Genomic DNA, 21,209 nt, shown 5'->3' with positions numbered 1-21,209 from the left:
TCGTACGGGATTCCGGTGTCTCCACCAGGGACTGGGAGCGCAACGCGTCGGCGCGGACGAGCGCCCGGACCTGCCCACGGCCGGGTGGTCCCCGGAGCGCCCCGCCGCCGCGCGGTCCCGCGCAGCGGGCGCCATCGTGCGGTCGCTGGCAGGGTGGGCGGCATGGCCACTTCCTCTCCCGTCGTCGTGGTGACCGGTGCGAACGGCTTGGTGGGCACCGCGGTGTGCCGGGCCCTCGCCGAGCGGTCGGCGCAGGTGCGCGCCGTCGTCCGCCGCGCCGGCAGCGCGCCCGAGCTCGACGGGGTCAGCGAGCACGTCGGCGACTTCGCCGACGAGGACTTCGCCCGGACGGTCACCCGGGGCGCGGACGCGGTCGTCACGACGGTCCACCCGATGGGCTCGCCCCGGGAGGTGCAGCACCGGGTGGGCGCCGAGGGGACACCGGTCCTCGCCCGGGCCGCCCGGGACGCCGGCGTCGCCCGGCTGGTGCACGTGTCCACGGCCGGGGTCTACGACCGCTCGGCCGGCACCGGCGACGTGGCCGAGGACGGTGCTCTCCTCCCCGAGGGCAGTGGCGACTACCCCGACACCAAGAACGCCACCGACGCCGCGCTGGCGCAGATCGGCGGGCTCACGACCGTGCTGGTCCGCCCGCCGGCGATCCTGGGGGCCGGCGACACGTCGGTCTGGAACACGCTGCGACCGCAGGCCGTCCGGAACGGGGAGCGCCGGGCCAATCCGGCGCAGACCTGGCCCTGGGTGCACGTCGACGACCTGGCGACCTTGATCGCGGACGTCGCCACGGGCGCCGTCGCGACCGCCGACGACCCGCAGCGGGGTCCGGTGGCCGGGAGCACGACGCCGGTCATCGTGGCGGGGGAGCCCGCGACCTGGGGCGACTACCTCGGAACGGTGACCGACGCGCTCGGCGTCGCGCCCGAGTGGACCGACGAGCCGGCCTGGACCGGGCAGCTCCGCACCGACCGCGCGCGGGCGTGGGGCTGGGCGCCGCGGGTCAGCCTCGCGCAGGCCATGGACGAGCTGCGGCGGGGCCTGACGGCGCGTACCTGACGGTCCCGAGGTCTTCCGGGGGAGCAGGCGGCGTCGGGCGCGCACCGCACGCGCCTGACGCCGTTGGTCACAGCAGCGACAGGTCGAGCCGTTCCGACAGCAGGTGCAGCGCGGCCCGTCCCGCTCGCGAGTTGCCCTTTTCGTCCAGCGGCGGCGACCACGCGCACACGCCGAAGCGCCCGGTCACGTCGCCCATGACCGCTCCGGCGACCCCGCTCTTGCACGGGAACCCCAGGTCGTAGGCGAACTGGCCCGCGGCGTCGTAGGTGCCGCAGGTCAGCATCAGCGCGTTGACCCGGCGGGCGAGGGGCTCGGAGAGCACCGGCGCGCCGGTCCGCGGGTTGACCCCGTCGTTGGCGAGGAAGCGGGCGGCGCGGGCCAGCGTGCGCGTGGTGACCGTGAGGGAGCAGAGGCGGACGTAGAGCTCCACGACGTCGTCGACGGGGTGGTGCACATTCCCGAACGAGCTCATCAGATGACCCATGGCGCGGTTGAGGGAACTGCCCTCCCGCTCGGCCTCCAGCGCGGTGTTGTTCACCGCCGCCTCCTCGCCGACCAGGTCTCCGAGGAGGCCGGCGACGGCGCCGAACGGGTCGTCCGCTGCGTCCAGCAGGACGTCGCAGATGACCAGTGCCCCGGCGTTGATGAACGGGTTCCGCGGCACCCCCTTCTCGTGCTCGAGCTGGATCAGCGAGTTGAACGGGTCGCCGGACGGCTCGCGGCCCACCCGGTCGAACAGGTCCTCGCCCACCAGCTGGAGGGCGGCCGTGAGCGCGAAGACCTTCACCACGCTCTGGACCGCGAAGCCGACATCGGCGTCGCCGGTCACGTGCTCCGTCCCGTCCAGCTCCGCGAGCGCCAGGGCGAAGTGGGCGGACTTGGCCGAGGGCAGCTCCTCGGGCTGCTCCTCGACCTCGCCCTCCTCGGCGAGGTGCCGCGATCGGTCGGCGACCTCGGCGAGCACCGCCTCGAGCTCGACGGTCTCGTCGGGGGCGGAGGGAGGCACGGGCGCGGACGGCATCCACCCCCGCTACCCGTCGGCCCGGCGCGGACACGCGCGCGCTGTCCGATGGCACGTGGCACTCAGCGCCAGGCGTGACCGGTAGCTCCGCGGAATCCGTCTGCCGGACCGGCACCCGCCAGGCCCCCGACGTCGGTCAGTTCGCCGACTGGGGCCTCGGCGAGGCGTCCCTCAGGGCGTAGCCCATCCATGCCAGGCCCAGCCCGAACAACGGGACGCCGATGTAGAAGCCCCATTCCGTGGTGCTCGCGTCGTCCTCGAAGAAGGCACCGGTGGCCATGTCGATCGCTACCGCGGCGACGAGACCGATGAGCATGAGCAACGGGGCGCCGGGAGGGAGCACCTTCCCGATGGCGCTGCCGACAGCGAAGAGCACGATGCCGATGAGGAATGCGAAGAAGCCGATCATCCACAGCACGTCGGCCCACGCGGGCTCGCCGGGATCGCCGACTGCTTCCAGGACGAGGAAGACGGCGCCCAAGGCGACGACCAGCCCGGCGCCCGCAGCCACCAGCAGGCTGCCCGCCCTGCCGGCCCAGCCATCGGCCGGCGACTGCACACGGTGCAGTTGCGGGACGACGTAGATCAGCAGGAGGAATCCGATGAGGATGGCGAGCCAGGCCCATTCGACGGCCATGCTGACCAGAGCGCCGAGAGCGAACAGGGCTCCGGCCACCATCGTCAGCGTCCCGAGCGTCTGCGCCCGGGCCTGTCCCTCTGTCTCGGCGGATGTCGTGCTCGAGGTCTGCTTCATGAGTGTCTCCGGGTGAGACGTGGTTCGTGTGACCCCCGCAGCGAGATGGTGCTCCGGCCTCCCGGCGTCTGACAACGCCCTGCTGCGCAGGGCCGGTGTCGGACGAGCTCAGCCGGGGCGTCGCTGCGCTGTCGCGCCGGAATCGCCGAGGCCCGGCAACCCGTAGCTCGCGGGCTTCCGCGCGCGGGTTCGTGAACTCCCGGGCCGACTTCGCGGCGTGGGCTGCCGGCCGGGGGCGGCAGCGCCTGCTCATGGAGGACTTCTACCGCGACGCCCGACGGCGCCACGACGTCCTCATGGACGGCGCGCACCCGGTCGGTGGCCGCTGGAACCTCGACGACGAGAACCGGCAGCCGCCGCCCGCCGACGGTCGCTCGCCGGCGCCCGCCGCGTGGTGGCCGGAGGAGGACGAGATCGACGCGGAGGTGCGCGCCGACCTGGACCGCTGGGCGGCCGCCGGCGACGTGTCCTTCGTCGGGGACGACGGTCCGCGGCTGTTCCCGGTGACCCGCCGGGAGGCGCTGCGCCGGCTGGGCGACTTCCTGGACACCCGCCTCGGTGCGTTCGGGCCGCACGAGGACGCGATGTTGCGCGAGTCGCGGTGGCTGGCCCACTCCCTGCTGTCGCCCGCGCTCAACCTCGGGCTGCTCGACCCGCTCGACGTCGTCGGCCGGGCCGAGCAGCGCTACCGCGACTCCGTCGCCGACGGCGACCCGCTGCCGCTCAACAGCGTCGAGGGCTTCGTCCGGCAGGTCATGGGCTGGCGCGATTACATCTGGCACATGTACTGGCACCTCGGCCGCGACTTCCGGCAGCGGAACTTCCTGGCCGCCCACCGCGAGGTGCCGGACTGGCTGGCCGGCCTCGACGACACCGCGGTCGACGCCGCCTGCCTCTCCGACGTCCTGGGCGACCTGCGCCGGGACGGCTGGGTGCACCACATCCCGCGCCTGATGGTGCTCGGCAACTACGCGCTGCAGCGCGGCATCGATCCCTCGGCGATGGCCGACTGGTTCCACGAGAGTTTCGTGGACGGCTACGAGTGGGTGATGGTCGCCAACGTCATCGAGATGAGCCTGCACGCCGACGGCGGGGTGCTCGCCACCAAGCCCTACGCGTCCGGCGGCGCCTACATCGACCGGATGAGCGACTACTGCGGCGGCTGCCGCTACGACCCGGAGAAGCGGCTCGGCGAGGACGCCTGCCCCTACACCGCGGGCTACTGGGCCTTCCTCGACCGGACCCGCGACCGGCTGGCCGGCAACCACCGCATGCGGCGGCCGCTGCAGGGCCTCGACCGGCTCGCGGACCTTCCCGCGGTGGTCGAGCAGGAGCGGCTTCGCGGCACGGACCTGCCGTAGCCGGTCGGCGGCCGTGGCGCGTGTCGGGCCGCCTTCCGGTCGCCCGCGGCATCCCGACGGCGCGAGCCGTGTCACGTACTGGCGGGACATCCTCCATGACCGACCGTGTTCCATCGGGCGCGAGATGTGTGGTCACCGCCACAGGATCTGGTTGAGTGTCCTCGTTGGCGACGACGGAAGGCTGGCGCATGAGCATTCTGGGGACCCGGGTGGTCCGCACCGAGGATCCGCTCTTCCTCACCCGGGGCGCGATCTACACCGATGACCTCGTCGACGAGCGGCTCGCCGGAGCGCTCCATGCCACGTTCGTGCGGTCCACCGTCGCGCACGGCCGGTTGCTGTCGGTCGACACCTCCGCGGCCCTCGAGGCGCCCGGGGTGGTGGCGGTCGTGACGGCGCAGGACGTCGCCGACCTCATCCCGCTGCCACCGCCGTTCCCCTTCGTCAACCCGGCCATGACGCGCCCGTGGCTCGCGTCGGACCGGGTCCGGTTCGTCGGCGACCCGATCGCCGTCGTGCTCACCGAGGAGCGCTATCAGGGCGAGGACGCCGCCGAGCTGGTCGCCGTCGACATCGACCCGCTGCCCGCGGTGATCGGCACGGCCGAGGCGGCCAAGGACGAGGTGCTGCTCTTCCCCGAGGCGGGCACCAACGTGATGGCCAGCTTCGGCGGACCGGCGCCGGCGGACTTCTTCGACGGCTGCGAGGTCGTCGTCACCCAGCCGATGGTCAACCAGCGGGTGGCCCCGGTACCGCTGGAAGCACGGGCCGCCGCGGCCGCCTGGGGCGACGACGGCCGGGTCACCGTCTGGTGCACCAACCAGGGCGCCCAGCAGGCCCGGGGTCAGTTCGGTGACTGGCTGAAGATGGACCCGGACCTGATCCACCTGATCACCCCCGACGTCGGCGGCGGTTTCGGGGCCAAGATCGGTGCCGATCCGGAGTACGCCCTCGTCGCCTGGATGGCCCGGCACGTCGGCCGGCCCGTCCGCTGGTCGGAGAGCCGGTCGGAGAACCTGATCGGCATGCTGCACGGGCGGGCCCAGGACCAGGTGGTCACCATCGGCGGGCGCCGGGACGGCACCATCGAGGCCTACAGCCTGGTGGCGGAGCAGGACTGCGGCGCCTATCCGCGAATCGGCACGGCCCTGCCGAGGTTCACCATGCTGATGGCCCCGGGGGTCTACGGCTTCCCGCGGGTCCACGCCCAGGCGCGCGCTCTGGCGACCACGACGACCTCCATCGGCGCCTACCGGGGCGCCGGGCGGCCCGAGGCGACGGCGGCCCTGGAGCGGGCGGTCGACCGGTTCGCCGCCGAGATCGGGATGGACCCCGCCGAGGTGCGCCGGAAGAACCTGCTGCCGGCCTTCAGCGAGCCGCACACCACGCCGATGGGGGCGGTCTACGACAACGGCGACTACGTCGTGGCCCTGGACAAGGCGCTGGAGGCGGCCGGCTACGCCGAGCTGCGGGCCGAGCAGGCCCGGCGGCGCGAGCGCGGCGACGTGCGCCAGCTGGGCATCGGGATGTCGGTCTACGTGGAGATCACCGGGGCCGACAACGGTGCCGGCACGGGGGAGGCCGCCGGGCTCGAGGTCCACCCGGACGGCACGGCCACGGTCCTCACCGGCACCTCGCCGCACGGCCAGGGGCACGCCACCGCGTGGGCGATGATCGCCAGCGACCAGCTCGGCATCCCCGTCGAGAAGATCACCGTGGTGCACGGCGACACCGACCGGGTCCCGCAGGGCGGCGGCACCATGGGCTCCCGCAGCCTGCAGCAGGGCGGGGCGGCGGTGCACCAGGCAGCCGGAGAGCTGATCGACCTGGCCCGGGCGCGGGCCGCGCAGAAGCTGGAAGTCGATCCCGCGGACCTCGTCGTCGACCTGGGCCTCGCCGGGCTCGCCGTCCGGGGCACCCCGGGGGCGGTGGTCACCTTCGCCGAGCTGGCCGCCGACGAGCAGTTGCTGGTGCAGACGAGGTTCACCGCCGCCGCCCCGACGTTCCCCTTCGGAGCCCACGTGGTGGTGGCCGAGGTGGACGTCGAGTCCGGCAAGGCCGAGGTCACGCGGCTGATCGCCGTCGACGACGCCGGCACGATCCTCAACCCGCTGCTCGCGGAGGGCCAGCGGCACGGCGGCTACGCCCAGGGCGTCGCCCAGGCGCTGCTGGAGGAGGTGCTCTACGACGAGGACGGCAACCCGACCACCTCGACGCTGGCCGACTACCCCTTCATCTCGGCCACCGAGCTGCCCAGCTTCGAGCTGGTCGACATGGCCACTCCGACGCCGATGAACCCGCTGGGGGCCAAGGGCATCGGCGAAGCGGGAACCATCGGCGCCACCCCGGCGGTGCAGAACGCCGTCATCGACGCCGTGGCCCATCTCGGCGTCCGGCACATCGACATGCCCACCACCCCCATGCGGGTGTTCCGGGCGATCCAGCAGGCGCAGCAGGGAGGCAACTGATGCAGGTCTCGATCACCGTCAACGGCAGGCAGCGCACCGACGAGGTCGAGCCGCGGTTGCTCCTCGCGCACTACCTCCGGGAGACCTGCGGGCTGACAGCCACCAACATCGGCTGCGACACCACGTCCTGCGGGGCCTGCACCGTCATCGTCGACGGGCTGTCGGTGAAGAGCTGCACCGTGCTGGCCGCCCAGACCGACGGGGCCCAGGTCACGACCCTGGAGGGGCTGGCCGGTCCGGACGGCGAGCTGCACCCCGTGCAGGCGGCGTTCCGGGCCGAGCACGGGCTGCAGTGCGGCTTCTGCACCTCCGGCATGGTGATGGCCGCCGTCGGCGTGCTGGCCGACAACCCCGACCCCACTGACCGGGAGGTCCGGGAGGGGCTGGAGGGCAACCTCTGCCGCTGCACCGGCTACCACAACATCGTCCGCGCCGTCCGAGTGGCAGCACAGGCCGGTCCGGTCGCCGGCCAGGTCCCGCAGGCCCAGGAGGCGCAGGCATGACCGGGTCCGCGACGTCGATGAGCGCAGCATCCCGGGTTCAGGGCTCGCCGAGCAGCAAGGAGGTGGGGGAGTGATCCCGTCGTCGTTCGACTACGTGAAGGTCCGCTCGGTGGACGAGGCGCTGGCCGCCCTGGCCGAGCACGGTGAGGACGCCAAGCTGCTCGCCGGTGGCCACTCGCTGCTGCCGCTCATGAAGCTGCGGCTGGCCGTCCCGAGCGTGCTGATCGACATCGGCCAGATCGCCGACCTGTCCTACGTGCGGGTCGAGGGCGACGAGGTGGCGATCGGGGCGTGCACCCGCCACTTCGAGCTGGAGCGCGACGACGTCGCCCGGGCCGAGGTGCCGATCCTGCCGCACGTCGCCGGCCGGGTGGGCGACCCGCAGGTCCGGCACCGCGGCACGATCGGGGGCACCACGGCGCACAGCGACCCGGCGTCCGACCTGCCCACCGCCCTGCTCGCCCTCGGTGGCACCGTGGTCCTGCAGGGTCCCGGTGGACGCCGCGAGGTGCCGCTGACCGACTTCTGGACCGGCTTCTTCGAGACGGCCATGTCGCCCGACGAGATGGTCGTCGAGCTGAGGGTGCCGCGCACCGGCTCCACCGGATGGGCCTACGAGAAGTTCACCCGGCGGGAGAACGACTGGCCGATCGTGGCAGCGGCCGCGGTCGACGGACGGGTGGCGCTGGCCAACATGGCGGGCACCGTGCTCCGCGCGACGGCGACCGAGGAGGCGCTCGCCGGCGGGGCATCGATCGCCGAGGCCGCCGAGCTCGCCGACCAGGGGACGTCGCCAGGGGCCGACATGCACGCCGACGCCGAGTACCGGCGGCACCTGGCCCGGCTCCTCACGAGACGCGCCCTGGAGCGGGCCGCCGCGGCCTGAGCGCGCCGCGGCCGGGAGCGGTGACTAGATCGAGATGCCGACGAGCTTGGTGTCGAGGTACTCGTCGATGCCCTCGTACCCGCCCTCGCGGCCCAGCCCGCTGGCCTTGACCCCGCCGAACGGAGCGGCGGCGGACGTGGGGTTGATGTCGTTGATCCCGACCATCCCGAAGCGCAGCTTCTCGGTGACCCGGATCGCCGTCGACAGGTCGTTGGTGTACACGTACGCGGCGAGGCCGTACTCGGCGTCGCTCGCCCGGGCGACGACCTCGTCCTCGTCGTCGAACGGGGTGACCGCGGCGATGGGGCCGAAGGTCTCCTCGCGGGAGATGAGCATCTCCGGCGTCACGTCGGCCAACAGCGTCGGTGCGTAGAAGGTCGTGCCACCGAGCCCGTCGACCTGCACCCGCTCGCCACCGGCCACCACCCGGGCGCCGGCGATCGTGTCATCCCTGGCCGCCGGGCGGTGCAGCGCGGCTGGAGCCCGTCGGTCCCTCGGCGGCGTCCGGGTCGCGCCCGCCGCTTCCCCGGGCCACCCTGGGCCGGTGAGGATCCTGGTCACGGGCGCGTCGGGGTTCGTGGGCAGCCGGCTGGCCACCGCGCTGGACGAGGCGGGCCACGACGTCCGGGCGATGACCCGACGCCCGGAGAGCTACCGGCGGGCCGGCACGCCCGTGTCGGGCGACGTCGGCGACGAGGCATCGTTGCGGGCGGCGCTCGAGGGCTGCGAGGTCGCCTACTACCTCGTGCACTCCCTGGGCGACCGGGACTTCGAGCGCAAGGACGCCGACGCGGCGCGCGCCTTCGCCCGGGCTGCCGCCGCGGCGGGGGTCGGCCGGATCGTCTACCTCGGCGGCCTCGGCCGGGACGACGACCGGCTGTCGCGGCACCTGCGCAGCCGCCGCGAGGTCGAGCGGCTCCTGGGCGGCACCGGTCTGCCGGTGACGGTGCTGCGCGCGGGGATCGTGGTGGGCCACGGCGGGGTGTCGTGGGAGATGACCCGCCAACTGGTGGCCCATCTGCCCGCCATGGTCACTCCCCGGTGGGTCAGCACACGGACCCAGCCCATCGCGGTCGCCGACGTCGTCCGGTACCTGGTGGGCGTCCTCGACGCACCGCAGGCCGCGGGGCGGGTGTTCGAGGTGGGCGGACCGGAGGTGCTCAGCTACCTGCAGATGCTCACCCGGGTGGCCCACCTCCAGAACCGGCACCTGTTCGTCGTCCCCGTGCCGCTGCTCAGCCCGCAGCTGTCCTCGCGCTGGCTGGCCCTGGTCACCGACGTGGACGTCGCCACCGGCCGCTCGCTGATCGACTCGATGGCCATCGAGGTCATCGTCACCGACGACGCCATCCGCTCGGTCGTCCCGTTCGAGCCCATGGGCTACGACGAGATGGTCATGACCGCCCTCGTCGAGCGGGCGCGGGAACGCCGGCAGCAGGTCGGGGAGCGGCGCGGCGGATGGCTGAGCCGCGGAGCGCGGCGGTGACCCGCGGCGCGCTCCGGGGGCTGCGGGCGAGGATCGAGCGGGCGGCCGGGCCGCTGCTGCGGAGCGTCCCGCGCGACCACTGGGAGAGCGACGCGGCCTTCCGCCGCCGCCGGCGGGTCACCGGCGCCGTCGCGGTGACCGGTGCGTCTCTGCTGGGCGTGTCGCTGTCGACGCCGCCGGGCTCGCCACGGTTCTACGGGCTGACGCTCGGGGTTGCCGGCACCTGGGTGGTCGGGGGGCTGGCGTCCGGGCCGTTGCACCTGGGACGGATGTTCGGGCCCGGGGACCGGCTGCGCCGGCCGGTGCTCACGCCGGTCGTCTCGGGGGTCGGCGCCTTCGGGGCCTTCTACGCCGCGGCGCTGGTCGCCCGGCGGATCCCGGTGATGGAGCGGGCGATCGGCTCGGTGCTCCGCTACGCCGACCAGGGGTCGAACCCACTGGTGCTCACCACCACGCTGGCCAACGGCGTGGCCGAGGAGGTCTTCTTCCGCGGCGCGCTCTACGCGGCGGCGGGCGCGGACCGGCCGGTGCTGGCGTCGACCGCGGTGTACGGCCTGGCCACCACGGCCACCCGCAACCCGGCGCTCGTGCTGGCGAGCGTCCCGATGGGCCTGCTCTTCGCGGTGCAGCGCAGGATCACCGGAGGAATCCAGGCGCCGATGCTCACCCACGTGGTGTGGTCGACCCTGATGCTGCGCTACCTGCCGCCGCTGTTCGCCGACCGCCTCGCGGAGGAGCGGTCGCCGTCGTCCGGCTGAGCGCGGACGTCGTCGGCCGGGTGCCCGGCCGGCTCGCCGGTCACACCGGCCGGCCGAGCAGCTCCCGCAGCTGCTCGTCGATGAAGTCGTTGTCGGCGGGGTTGAGGCCCAGGCCGCCGAAGTGACCCCACGTGGTGTCGATGACGCGGACCTCGCCCTGCGGGATGAACCGGGCGGCCCACTGCTCGTCCTCGGGCGGGAAGTAGAGATCCGTGCGGGCGGGCATGGCCACCACCGGGCACCGGATGGAGCGCAGGGCGGCTTCGGTGTCGCCGTCGAACCCCGGCGTCCGTCCGACATCGCCGTTCTCCCAGGTCCACAGCATGGCCAGCAGGTTGTTCGGGTCCCGGTCGTCGAGCCAGAAGCCCTCCCAGAAGCCGACGAGGAAGTCCTCGAGCGAGGAGTAGCCCATTGCCCGGTACTCCCGATTCCAGTAGAAGGCCTGCGAGAGCCCCCACCCGGCGTAGATGCGGGCGAAGGCGCGCAGCCCCTCGGTGGGCAGCGCGTCGGGGGAGTAGTTGCCGCCCCGGAACGCGGGATCGAGGCTGAGCGCGGCGCGCAGGCTCTTCAGGAAGACCTGATTGTGCTCGCTCGTCCGGCTCGACCCGACGATCGGTGCAGCGCGCTTGACCATCTCCGGGTGGCTGACCGCCCACTGGTAGGTCTGACCTGCTCCCATCGACGAGCCCAGGACGAGCTCGACGGACTCGATGCCCCACTTCTGCGTGAGCAGCCGGTGCTGCGCCTCGATCTGGTCGTGGAAGGTGACCGCGGGGAAGTGCGGTCCGTCGAACGGCGGTGGGGTGTTGCTCGGTGACGTGGACAGGCCGTTGTTGAGCTGGTTCGGGACGACGATGAAGTACTTGTCGGGATCACAGGCCCGCCCCGGGCCGATCGACCACTCGTTGGCGTCGTGCCAGGCACTGAACCAGGTGGGATGGACGATGACGTTCGACTTGTCCTCGTTGAGCGTGCCGTAGGTCGTGTAGGCCAGTTGCGCCCCCCGCAGGGTCGCGCCGCTCTGCAGGTGCAGGTCTCCGAGGTCGAACAGCTGGGCATCGGTCGGTGCCGGCACGGCGCACCCCTCTCACGTGGACGTACCAGCAGCCTCCACGCGGGATCGCCGTCCCCGCAACCGCTCTGCACCTCATTCCGCGTCCAGTTCTAGGCCGGCCAAGCGACCGGACCAGCGCACACGCGAATCGGTGCCGAGCGAGGTTCTGGCCGCCGAACCCCGCCACGACACCCAGGCGGCAACCGGTGCTCCGAGGCGCGGCTCGTGACGGCGACGTGGCGGCGCGTCGGCGGGCCGGAGTGGTCCTACGTGTCCCTATCGGATGGCGCCGGTGCTGGCTCGTGTCGTCCTGGAGGCGCCGATCTGCACACGCAGGCTACGGGCGATATTGGCGGGGCTCAGGAACTGCCCAGGGCGTCACCAGCCTTCCCCCGTAGTGGGCCAGGCTCGACGCCAGCTGTTCGTCGTGCGCGGCGGCGGCGAACATCAGGCGCTCGAGGGGATTCAGCACCCGTCCGCCCGCGAGATCGGCGATGAAGAAGTGGTGCGCGGCCAATGCATGGTGGTGCCTGCGGGCGTATCGCTGGAGCGCGCGGTCGACGTCCACGGTTCCGGGAGCTGGTCGGCTCAGGACCGGACCCATCTCGTCCGCGAGCCACGCAGCGGATTCGAGCGCCCAACCGCAACCGACCCCCCACAGGTAGTCGGTCGTGAGGGCAGCGTCACCGACCAGGGCGAGGCCTGGTGTTCCCGCTTTCCTGCTCACGTCCGGGTAGTGCGGAACACCGACGTAGTCGGACACCCGCCGAGCCTGGTCCAGATCGGGTGCATCCGGAAGGTGCGCGAAGAAGCGGCGGAAGCTGCCGTCGATGTCCCGGCGGAAATCGGCCAGCTTGTCCGTCGTCAGCATGACGGCGAGGACGGTGATCCCGCCGTCATTGGGAAAGACGTATGCGACGTCGGGGTCCGTGAACCACATCAGGGATCGTGAGGCGCGGGTGAGACCGAGGTCCTCGAACGAGGCGAAGTAGATGAAACGCCCGTGCCTCTTCTCCTTCACCGGCACCCCGGCCCACGAAGCCACGGGGGAGTGCCGCCCGTCCGCACCCACCACGACGTGGCTGCTGAACTCCTGCTCTGCGCCGGTGTGGTCCATGCCCCGGACACCCCGTACGCGACCTCCCTCCCGGATGAGCTGCGTCGCCTTGACACCGAGCCGGAGCTCGACTCCCGGCGTCCCAGCGGCCGCCTTCCGGAGAATGGGGTCCAGGACGCTGCGTCGGATGCTGTAACCGTGGACCCCTTCGTCGGGCGGTCGGATCCATCCGTACCGGGTCCAGAGGTCGATGCTGTTCGGGACCGCACCTGCTGCCTCCAGCTCCGGCACGAGTCCGAGCCTCTCGAAGATGGCCGTGGCGCTGGGCTGGATGTAGTGCGTGCACGCGCGCTTGTAGTGGTCTGGATTGCGGTGCTGCTCGAGCACCGTGACCCGGAGACCCTGCCGGGCGAGGAGGACCGCCGCTGCGCAGCCGCTGATGCTGCCCCCGACAACGAGGACGTCGGATGTCTCTGGCATGACTAGCTGTCCTTCCGCGGTCCAGTCACGTCCCCTCGCTCCGCGCGCGGGGAATGCCGTTCGACTGCCGACCGTGCAGCAGCGGGCCGGTGGACGGCGGTCAGGGCGCCGGCGGGGATCAGGGAGGCTAGGCAGCCGCCGGTCACCGCAACGGCACGGTGCCCGTTGCGCACACGCGTCCGAGAAGCCCCGTCGTCTGGCGGGGCGGCAGCACAGCGGGGGCCGACAGGACGGGTCGCTGCCCTGCCTCGGTCCCGGCGGCGGTGCGCGTTCATTGGCGTGCGGGCACGCGGCCGGAGCGGAGGGCGACCACCAGGTCGCCGCTCACGTCTGCCGCCACGTCGAGAACCTCCTGAAGCAGGGGCAGGAGCGACCGGTCTCCCCGGACGTGGCCCCCGGCTTCCCGGCCCTGTGCGGTGACCAGGTCGCAGCCGGCATCCGCCGCCGCGCGTGCCTCGTCCACGAATCCGACTTGCCAGCTGCCCAGCGCCCCCGCCCGGTGAACGAGATCCGCCAGCCGCGGCGAGGGGGCGAACCAAGGGAAGTCGACCACCCGTACCCGTTCCGCGGCGGCGACGATGACCTCTGCGTCGGTGTCCTCGAGGAGGACGTTGGCTGACAGCACGCGGCTCGTTCGGCGACGCATGGCGTCCAACCGGCGGACGAAGGTCTCGGCGGGTACGCCTAGCGCGGAGACGGTGCCGACACCTGCGGCATCCGCGACCGCGACCGCTAGGTCTGGCGACGACACCGTTCCCATGGGCGGCTGCTGGATGGGGACCGAACAGCCGACCAGTGCCGTGAATCGAGTCTGCACGACGGCGCCCCCTCGCGGACACAGTGGCGTGCGAGCACGGTCGCGCCGCGGCGCGCGTGGGTCAAGTGGGTCCGTCCCCACGGTCCTGTGCTTCCGGGCGAAAGCGCCGGTCCCGGGACCTTCCGCAGCCGACAGACAGGTCTCGGTCCTACCTGCCGTTGTCCTCCCTGAAAGGCGTCGGGAACCCGGAGGTCGTGTTACCGGAAGCCTGGCCGCCGGACACGGAGACGAAATGCACGCCCGCCGTACCGCCACACCCGCTCCTGTAGTTCAAGACATTGTTCCTCACGACGACGTCGGATGCATCCTTGACGAGGACGCCGTCGGAGATGGAGTTCAACTCATTGTTCTCGATGGTGATGCCGTTGACGTGCGACTTCGAGTATCCCAAGCTGATTGCAGGAAGGCAGTCGAACGATGCGTTGGCGAACGTCGTCATCTTGTTGCCGGCGATGTAGATGTCCGAGACGTCGACCCCGCTCCAGTTCACGGGCGCGCCGATCGAGAACATCGCGCCCCCGAGAGTTCCGCTGATCACGTTGTTGGTGAAGCGCACGTTCTTCCCGGGCCAGTTGTCACCTTCGATCTCGAGGTCGAACGAGAAGATGGCCGTATTGGAGATCTGGTTGCGGTCCACCGTGACGTTCTGGCAGGCCACGCACGACACCCCCATCCGACCGGCGCCATCGAAGACGGAATTCGAGATCGTGATGTCGCTCGGGATCGTCGTCCAGTCCCGGCCCTGGGCGATCGCCACGTTGTCGCCGTACGCGTTCTTCGCGGCGATCCGATCCACGGTCACGCCCTTGGTGCCGCGGATGAACAGGTTGTGGTCGTACTCGTATGCCCCGTCGTACGGCTGGGTGGTGGGATGGATCCCGACGAGGGTCATGTTCTTGACGGTGAGATCGGCGCCGTAGTCGAAGTGCCATTGGGCCCGGTTCTCCTCGGGAGACGGGACCGGGCGAGTCGCCTTGAACGTGGAGCCGTTCCCGTCGATGGTGAGCCCTGTCTTCCGCGTGACGGTGATGGAGCCGTTCACGAGGTAGCAGCCGTTCTGCGGGAACAGGACCGCCGAATGATCCGGGAGCGAGTTGACCCACTGGGTCAGGGGCGCAGTCACGTCTGCGGAGCAGTCGGTCGCGATGTCCGCCGGCGGTCGGAGTGAGCCGGCGGGCGACGCGCCGGCGGCGGACGTGCCGGCGCCTGCCGTGGACGTGCCGGCGGAACGCGTGCCGGTGGGGGAGCTGCCAGCGGGAGACGTGCCGGTGCGGGGGCTGCCCGCGGCGGACGTGCCGGCGGGGGAGGTCTCGGTGCGGGAGCTGCCCGCGGCGGACGTGCCGGTGCGGGAGGTGCCGGCGACCGGCGTGCTCGTCGACGTGCCCGGGCCGGCGGAGGCGGTGGCCCCAGGAGGGGCTGGGGTGGTCGCCGCATAGCCGTTGGGACCGAGCCGACGCTGCGATGTCTCCCCTCCGGAGCGATCGCGCCTCGATGCGTGGCCCGGTTCCAGCCGAGCTGCCCCCGAGGTCACCTCCCGGCCGCCGGAGGGGAGTTGGCGCGAGTCGTCTGCGGACGACAGCTGTGGCGAGCCCGGCTCGCCGCCTCCGGTCGTCGTCGGCAGCCACAGGCCGAGCGCCGTGACCGTCGCCGCGGCGCCCAGGGCGATGACCGACCGCATTCGGGGGCCGGTTGCCCGTCTGGAGTGACGACCACCCCGGGAGAGCGTCTCGGTGTCCCGCGCAGAGCGATGGGTGGACGGGACACGACGCACAGGAGCCTCCGGACATGCCAAGAACCGATTCGTAACTTTGGCGACGGTAACCATGTACGTAGCGTGAGGTGCGGCCCGTGTGACTGGGAGTACGCCTGTGGCACATGAGAGCAGGGGGGTTGCCTCCCGGTGGTCCACGTGCCCCTCCGCGCCGGCAGGTCCTCCCGCGACACCATCCCGGTCCGCCGTCGGCGGGCGCCGCCTGGTCCAGTGGAATGGGCCCGGCCGCCGAGCCGGGCGGGAGCAGGGGAGCGGGCGTGGGTGGCGGCGTGGGCGTCGTCGCTCAGGTGGTCGTCGCTGTCGCTCGCTCCCCCTTGCGCCCGGGAGACGCCGATGACGTCGGGGCGCCTCCACGGTTGCCGGTTCGGGACCACCGAGGGCGACCGCGACCACGGTGAGCACAAAGGGCCCGGTCACCACGGTGACCGGACCCTTTGCTGGTGGGCTCGGGGGACGACGCATCGGATGCGTCTGCCGACCCGTCCGGCGCGCTCCGCTCGCGGGCGTCGCTCGCTCAGGGGCCGGCGAAGACGCCCTGACCGCGGGACTCGGAGCGACCGGGGGCCGATTCGGCGTAGCGACCGGCCTCGTGGCGGGCGACGACGAAGTGGTGCACCTCGTCGGGTCCGTCGGCCAGGCGGAGGGTGCGTTGGCTGGTGTACATGTCGGCCAGCGGCGTCCACTGCGACACCCCGGTGGCGCCGTGGATCTGGATGGCCTGGTCGATGATCTGGCACACCTTCTCCGGCACCATCGCCTTCACCGCCGAGACGTAGACGCGAGCCTCGGAGTTGCCGAGCACGTCCATCGCCTTGGCGGCCTTCAGCACCATCAGCCGGCAGGCATCGAGCTCGATCCGCGCCCGCGACACCGTCTCCATGTTCTTGCCGAGGTTCAGGATGGGCTTGCCGAACGCCTCCCGGAACTTGCCCCGGCGGATCATCAGTTCGAGGGCCTTCTCGCCCTGGCCGATGGCACGCATGCAGTGGTGGATGCGCCCGGGGCCCAGGCGCACCTGGCTGATCTCGAAGCCACGGCCTTCGCCGAGCAGCATGTTGGAGGCGGGCACGCGCACGTCGGTGAACCGGATGTGCATGTGGCCGTGGGGGGCGTCGTCGCGGCCGAACACGCGCATCGGGCCGAGCACCTCGACGCCGGGCGTGTCCATCGGCACGAGGATCTGCGACTGCTGCGCGTGCGCCGGCGCGGTCGGGTCCGTCTGGCACATGACGATCATGATCTTGCAGCGGGGGTCGCCGGCGCCGGAGATGTAGTACTTCTCGCCGTTGAGGACGTACTCGTCGCCGTCACGCACTGCCTCGAGCCGGACGTTCTTGGCGTCCGAGCTGGCGACGTCGGGCTCGGTCATGGCGTAGGCGGAACGGATCTCGCCGTTGAGGAGCGGCTCGAGCCACCGGGCCTTCTGCTCGGGCGTCCCGACGCGTTCGAGCACCTCCATGTTGCCGGTGTCGGGGGCCGAGCAGTTGAGCGTCTCGGAGCCGAGCGGGTACTTGCCGAGCTCGACGGCGATGTAGGCGTAGTCGAGGTTGGTCAGGCCGCCGACCTCGGAGTCGGGGAGGAAGAAGTTCCACAGACCGGCTTCCTTGGCCTTGGTCTTGGCCGCGTCGAGCGCCTCGAGCTGACCCGGCGCGTACGTCCACGGGTCGGTGCGTCCCTCGCCCAGCCGGAAGTACTCCTCCTGCATCGGCGCGACCACGTCCTGGAGGAACCGGACGACGCGGTCGTAGAGCGGCCGGGCTTCCTCGCTCATGCGTAGGTCGAACAGATCCGTTGGCTCAGCGGTCTGCATCAGGTGTTCCTCTCAGCTGGTCGGTGCGGCGGCAAGGGGGTCCCCACCGGGAGCGCGGCGAGAAGCGCAGCAACGACATGGTCCCGGGGGAGGACGGGGACTGGAGCCTGGCATAGCGGGCGGTCAGCCGCTCGAACCGGCTCGGACCCGGCGCCGCGGCGGCGGGGCGCCGAGCGAGAGGACGGGGGAGTGGGACACCCGGGGGCCGCTCGCCTCGGCCGACTCCTGAGCCGGTCTCTGGCTGCCCCTCGGTGCATGCCCGATGAGGTGAGGTGCGGTCACGTGGCGGAAGCAGGGGCGCCGTCACGTGACGGTGTCGTGCCCGGACTCGTGCGCCACCGGCGCGGCGCCTGACAGGTAGACCTGGGTCAGCTACCGGAGCTCAGCGAGCAGGTGTTCAACAGCTCCGGGTCGGCGGCGCCGTTGCCGGCCGGGCGCGGCACGGTCGTGCTCGCCGGCGGCTGCTGGCGGTCCTCGACCCAGGCGGTGAGGGCGTCGAAGGCGGTCCGGAAGCAGGGCAGCATCGGGCGCAGGGTGTCCGGGTCCAGCCCCACCAGGCTGTCGACGTGGTTGCCGCCCTCTATCCGGTAGTAGCGGTGCAGCTTGCTTCGGTGCTCGTCGGCGACCATCTGGGCGTAGACGTCGCTGTCGGTGCCGATCGGCAGCAGGGTGTCCAGCGTCCCGTGCAGGGTCAGCAGCGGCTTCTTGATCTTGCCGGTCAGGCTGATCCGAGCCAGTGCGTCGTGCACCGCCTCTGACTCCGGGTCGGCGAACCACGCGTCGTAGGCCGCGTCACTCGCGCACGGCGCCAGGATCTCGGGCAGCGTCGTGCCCGCCGTCGCCCCCGGGCAGTCCGGGTCGTACGCCGGGTCGAACTCGGCCCGGTAGATCTTCTGCGTCAGACCCCAGTACACCTGCTGGTGGTACGGCCACAGCGCCTCGGACCCGCGGGCGAAGCCGGCGGCGTACATGTCCTCCGCGTCGGCTTGGCCCAGGACGAAGCGCACGGCCGTGGGCAGGTAGGTGAACAGGTTGGGCCCGTCCGGCGTGAACAGGGTCCCCTCCCAGTCGACACCGCCGTCGTAGAGCTTCGGGCGGTTCTCCAGCTGCCAGCGCACCAGGTAGCCGCCGTTGCTGATGCCGGCCATGTACGTCCGCTCGGGCGTGTGGCCGAAGCGCTCGCGCAGCGCGCCCTGCGCAGCGATCGCGAGCTGGGTCACGCGCTCGTGCCACTCGGCCACGGCGTCGCCAGGCCGGTCGCCGTCCCGGTAGAAGTCGGGACCGTTGTTGCCCTTGTCCGTGGAGGCGAAGGCGAAGCCCTGAGCGAGGACGAAGTCGGAGATCAGGAAGTCGTTGGCGTACTGCTTGCGGTTGCCCGGCGCGCCGGTCACCACCAGGCCGCCCTTCCAGTCGTGCGGGATGCGCAGCACGAACTGGCTGTCGTGGTTCCAGCCGTGGGTGGTGTTGAAACTCGAGGTGTCCGGGAAGTAGCCGTCGACCTGCAGCCCCGGCACACCGCTGGGGTTGGCCGTGCCGGGCGCATGGAGAGAGAGCCAGTCCGCCTGGTCGGTGTACTGGCCCGCGGGTGCCTGGAGCAGCCCGGCGGTGGTGATGTCCGGCAAGCAGGCCGTGACGGCGAGCTCAGCGCCCGGCACGTGCACCGTGTCGTCGGGGGTGCACTCCACGCTCCTCGGACCGTCGCCGGGCCCGTGGCCGCCTGGATGCGCGGCCGCCGGTCCAGCCGGCAGTGCGAGTGCCGCCGCGGTGCCGAAGGTGAGGAACAGGGCGGTACGTCGTCGCAGGCGCATCAGGACTCCCATGCCGGACGGGTCCCGAGATGGTGACGCAGATCACGTCCGGGGGCAAGTGCCCCGCCTCGTCCCGGGTGGACCCCGCAGCGGCTCACCGGCTGCCGGGATCGCCCGCGGCGAGGATGCGGCCAGAAGACCGTCTGGCAACCGGCCCCCGGCTTCCGGTCGGGGCACGTCCGGGCGCAGCGAGGTCAGACCCGTTCGTAGCCCTCCAGCGGCGCTAGTGAGCTCCATCGTTCCGGGAGCCGCACGACCGCCCGCTCGGACAGGGGTAGAACGTGGTCCGGGTCGAGCAGCGCCACCTCGGCGCCGTCCAGCTGCAGGCGGCGGAGCATCTCTGCGAGCATCCGTCGAGCGACGTCGTTCACCGACGACACCCGCCGAAGATCCAGGACGAACACCGCGACGGGAATGCCGTCGACCACCGTCCGCAGCACCCGTTCCACGCTGCTGAACTGCATCGAGCCCTGCAGGCTGCACACGCGTGCGAGCGAGCCGTCCGACCCACGGAGCGTCCGGTCCCGTCGAACCGTCGACCGCGCCGGCTCCGGGGCCTGCATGATGTGCAGCCCCATGTCGGCAGACATGCGGGTGCAGATCCGGACCCCCCGCGTGCTGTTGCCGTGGGAGTCCAGCCTCGGTGAAAAGATGGCCATCCCGAGCTGCCCGGGCAGTGCCCCCAGGATGCCTCCGGAGACGCCGCTCTTCGCCGGAAACCCGACCGTGGTCATCCAGTCCCCGGCGGCGTCGTACATGCCGCAGCTCATCATCACGCTCAGCACCTGTCGGGCCACCTTCACCGGCACGACCTGCTTGCCGGTGGTCGGCTGCACACCACCCGCGGCCAGCGTGGCCGCCATGGTCGCCAGATCGCTCGTGGTCAGCGAGATCGCGCACTGCTGGGTGTATCCGCGGACCACGTCCCGCGGATCCTGGGGGATCACGCCGTAGCTGCGGAGCATGTTGGCGATGGCCAGATTGCGGTAGGCCTGCGACATCTCCGACTCGTAGATCTTCCGGTCCACGTGCAGTTCACGGCCGGCGAAGTCCGACATCAGTCGCCGGACCCGCTCCACTCGGGTGTCGACGTCGTCCCCGGGGTCGCCGACCAAGGCGTGCGCCGTGAGCGCCCCGGCGTTGATCATGGGATTCCGGGGCCGCCTCGAGTCCCGTTCCAACGACAGCTCGTTGAACGCCTCGCCGCTGGGTTCCACGCCGATCCGCTCCAGGACGTCGTCCAGCCCGTGCTCGGCCAGGGCCAGGGCGTAGACGAACGGCTTCGAGATCGACTGGATGGAAAACTCAGTGTCGCTGTCGCCGGCGCGGTAGAGCATCCCGTCGATCGTCGACAGGCACACGGCGAGCCGGTCCGGGTCGGCCGACGCCAGCTCGGGGATGTAGCCCGCCAGGGCGCCCGCGTCGTCGCCGCAGGCGTCCAGGATCTCCGTCAGATAGTCGGGCACCGGTGATTTCACTGATTCCGCCTCCCATCGCTGACGCAATGAGAACCATTTCACGTGACGCTCCGCTGCGAGCGGGTGACCGGAGACAGGGCCTGTGGCCAGTGCAGCGTCAGCCGCCCAGGCAGGCCAGCGCTGCGACGACGAGTGCCTGCGTCCCGGTGTCGCGGGTCGGCTGGATGACCGGCGCGAAGGCGGGTGAGTGGTTGCCCGGGATGTCCTAAGGCACTCGGCCGGCGGCCGCGGCTTGCTGGCAGGTGTTGCGATCGGTGCAGCCGACGCCCCAGTGAAGCGCCCCGGCCTTCGTGCCGCTCTCGTACGTGCTGCTCCTGCAGGGTGAGGGCAGCGTAGTGGGCCTGCTCGGCCTCGTTCGGGATGATCATTCCCAGGGTGCCGTGCAGGCGTCGGTGGTTCTACAAGTCGACCTAGCCGGCGGTGGCGTACTCCACGTCGGAGACGGTCTTGTAGGGCCCGGCGGGAAGACGGGAGCGCGGATGCACTCGGTCTCGAGCAGGCCGATCACGCTCTCCATCAGCGCGTTGTCGTAGGCGTCACCGACCGAGCCGATCGACGGGGCGATCCCTTCCAGGGCCAGATGCTCGGTGAATCGCAGCGACGAGTACTGCCTGGGTTCAGCCCGT

Annotated in this window: 17 protein-coding genes and 1 pseudogene; 7 read left to right on the top strand and 11 right to left on the bottom strand. The window is 71.8% G+C overall.

The window, feature by feature from the left end; all coding sequences use genetic code 11:
- Positions 1–162: 162 nt before the first annotated feature.
- Entirely contained in the window at positions 163–1,071 is a 909-nt protein-coding gene (locus ACI790_RS09490; protein ID WP_456569534.1) for an NAD-dependent epimerase/dehydratase family protein, read from the top strand.
- 67 nt (positions 1,072–1,138) lie between these two features.
- Here ACI790_RS09490 and glsA read toward each other — a convergent pair whose 3' ends face one another.
- Together glsA and ACI790_RS09480 are read right to left on the bottom strand one after the other, a co-directional pair.
- Positions 1,139–2,077, bottom strand: coding sequence for a glutaminase A (gene glsA, locus ACI790_RS09485; protein ID WP_456569533.1), 939 nt, complete (start codon positions 2,075–2,077; stop codon positions 1,139–1,141).
- Positions 2,078–2,228: 151 nt separating this feature from the next.
- Positions 2,229–2,846: a hypothetical protein gene (locus ACI790_RS09480; protein WP_456569532.1), complete on the bottom strand. Its 618-nt coding sequence runs from the start codon at positions 2,844–2,846 to the stop codon at positions 2,229–2,231.
- A 95-nt stretch (positions 2,847–2,941) separates the two neighbouring features.
- On the opposite strand from ACI790_RS09480, the gene ACI790_RS09475 reads away from it, so the two are divergent.
- The 4 genes from ACI790_RS09475 (at position 2,942) to ACI790_RS09460 (ending at position 8,064) form a co-directional block, all read left to right on the top strand.
- A complete protein-coding gene (locus ACI790_RS09475; RefSeq protein WP_456569531.1) occupies positions 2,942–4,207 on the top strand; it encodes a cryptochrome/photolyase family protein in 1,266 nt (421 codons plus the stop codon).
- 188 nt (positions 4,208–4,395) lie between these two features.
- Positions 4,396–6,675: a xanthine dehydrogenase family protein molybdopterin-binding subunit gene (locus tag ACI790_RS09470; protein WP_456569530.1), complete on the top strand. Its 2,280-nt coding sequence runs from the start codon at positions 4,396–4,398 to the stop codon at positions 6,673–6,675.
- Positions 6,675–7,178, top strand: a complete 504-nt coding sequence (locus ACI790_RS09465; RefSeq protein WP_456569529.1) for a (2Fe-2S)-binding protein — start codon at positions 6,675–6,677, stop codon at positions 7,176–7,178. The genes ACI790_RS09470 and ACI790_RS09465 overlap by 1 nt, the downstream gene beginning before the upstream one ends.
- A 70-nt stretch (positions 7,179–7,248) precedes the next feature.
- Entirely contained in the window at positions 7,249–8,064 is an 816-nt protein-coding gene (locus tag ACI790_RS09460) for an FAD binding domain-containing protein (protein WP_456569528.1), read from the top strand.
- Between the two features lie 24 nt (positions 8,065–8,088).
- Here ACI790_RS09460 and ACI790_RS09455 read toward each other — a convergent pair whose 3' ends face one another.
- Positions 8,089–8,490, bottom strand: coding sequence for an aldehyde dehydrogenase family protein (locus tag ACI790_RS09455; RefSeq protein ID WP_456569527.1), 402 nt, complete (start codon positions 8,488–8,490; stop codon positions 8,089–8,091).
- 118 nt (positions 8,491–8,608) lie between these two features.
- Between ACI790_RS09455 and ACI790_RS09450 the strand changes: the two genes are divergently transcribed.
- Together ACI790_RS09450 and ACI790_RS09445 are read left to right on the top strand one after the other, a co-directional pair.
- Positions 8,609–9,550, top strand: coding sequence for an NAD(P)H-binding protein (locus tag ACI790_RS09450; RefSeq protein ID WP_456569526.1), 942 nt, complete (start codon positions 8,609–8,611; stop codon positions 9,548–9,550).
- A complete protein-coding gene (locus tag ACI790_RS09445) occupies positions 9,523–10,308 on the top strand; it encodes a CPBP family intramembrane glutamic endopeptidase (protein WP_456569525.1) in 786 nt (261 codons plus the stop codon). Before ACI790_RS09450 ends, ACI790_RS09445 begins: the two co-directional genes overlap by 28 nt.
- A gap of 40 nt (positions 10,309–10,348) precedes the next feature.
- Here ACI790_RS09445 and ACI790_RS09440 read toward each other — a convergent pair whose 3' ends face one another.
- From ACI790_RS09440 to ACI790_RS09405, 8 genes and pseudogenes are all read right to left on the bottom strand, one after another.
- Positions 10,349–11,383, bottom strand: a complete 1,035-nt coding sequence (locus ACI790_RS09440) for an alpha/beta fold hydrolase (RefSeq protein ID WP_456569524.1) — start codon at positions 11,381–11,383, stop codon at positions 10,349–10,351.
- 316 nt (positions 11,384–11,699) lie between these two features.
- Positions 11,700–12,899 (bottom strand): NAD(P)/FAD-dependent oxidoreductase, encoded by a 1,200-nt coding sequence (locus ACI790_RS09435; RefSeq protein WP_456569523.1) that lies wholly within the window; start codon positions 12,897–12,899, stop codon positions 11,700–11,702.
- A gap of 271 nt (positions 12,900–13,170) precedes the next feature.
- A complete protein-coding gene (locus ACI790_RS09430; RefSeq protein WP_456569522.1) occupies positions 13,171–13,716 on the bottom strand; it encodes a nitronate monooxygenase in 546 nt (181 codons plus the stop codon).
- Between the two features lie 148 nt (positions 13,717–13,864).
- A complete protein-coding gene (locus ACI790_RS09425) occupies positions 13,865–15,394 on the bottom strand; it encodes a hypothetical protein (protein ID WP_456569521.1) in 1,530 nt (509 codons plus the stop codon).
- 607 nt (positions 15,395–16,001) lie between these two features.
- A complete protein-coding gene (locus tag ACI790_RS09420; protein ID WP_456569520.1) occupies positions 16,002–17,258 on the bottom strand; it encodes an acyl-CoA dehydrogenase family protein in 1,257 nt (418 codons plus the stop codon).
- 407 nt (positions 17,259–17,665) lie between these two features.
- Positions 17,666–18,982, bottom strand: a complete 1,317-nt coding sequence (locus ACI790_RS09415) for a tannase/feruloyl esterase family alpha/beta hydrolase (protein ID WP_456569519.1) — start codon at positions 18,980–18,982, stop codon at positions 17,666–17,668.
- 317 nt (positions 18,983–19,299) lie between these two features.
- Positions 19,300–20,571 (bottom strand): glutaminase, encoded by a 1,272-nt coding sequence (locus ACI790_RS09410; RefSeq protein WP_456569518.1) that lies wholly within the window; start codon positions 20,569–20,571, stop codon positions 19,300–19,302.
- A 490-nt stretch (positions 20,572–21,061) separates the two neighbouring features.
- Positions 21,062–21,193 (bottom strand): annotated as a pseudogene (locus ACI790_RS09405) (IS3-like element ISPfr13 family transposase); the annotation flags it as partial.
- Positions 21,194–21,209 lie beyond the last annotated feature (16 nt).

The organism is Blastococcus sp. SYSU DS0539 (genome assembly GCF_054050855.1).
Note: the sequence above shows the minus strand (reverse complement) of the source record. Positions and strands in the feature narration are given on the sequence as shown.

Bases quoted from the DNA above. Each gene is read 5' to 3' on its own strand.
- ACI790_RS09465 (WP_456569529.1), top strand. From the start codon at position 6,675: ATGCAGGTCTCGATCACCGTCAACGGCAGGCAGCGCACCGACGAGGTC.
- ACI790_RS09435 (WP_456569523.1), bottom strand. From the start codon at position 12,899: ATGCCAGAGACATCCGACGTCCTCGTTGTCGGGGGCAGCATCAGCGGC.
- ACI790_RS09420 (WP_456569520.1), bottom strand. From the start codon at position 17,258: ATGAGCGAGGAAGCCCGGCCGCTCTACGACCGCGTCGTCCGGTTCCTC.
- ACI790_RS09490 (WP_456569534.1), top strand. From the start codon at position 163: ATGGCCACTTCCTCTCCCGTCGTCGTGGTGACCGGTGCGAACGGCTTG.
- ACI790_RS09470 (WP_456569530.1), top strand. From the start codon at position 4,396: ATGAGCATTCTGGGGACCCGGGTGGTCCGCACCGAGGATCCGCTCTTC.
- ACI790_RS09425 (WP_456569521.1), bottom strand. From the start codon at position 15,394: ATGCGGTCGGTCATCGCCCTGGGCGCCGCGGCGACGGTCACGGCGCTC.
- ACI790_RS09480 (WP_456569532.1), bottom strand. From the start codon at position 2,846: ATGAAGCAGACCTCGAGCACGACATCCGCCGAGACAGAGGGACAGGCC.
- ACI790_RS09445 (WP_456569525.1), top strand. From the start codon at position 9,523: ATGGCTGAGCCGCGGAGCGCGGCGGTGACCCGCGGCGCGCTCCGGGGG.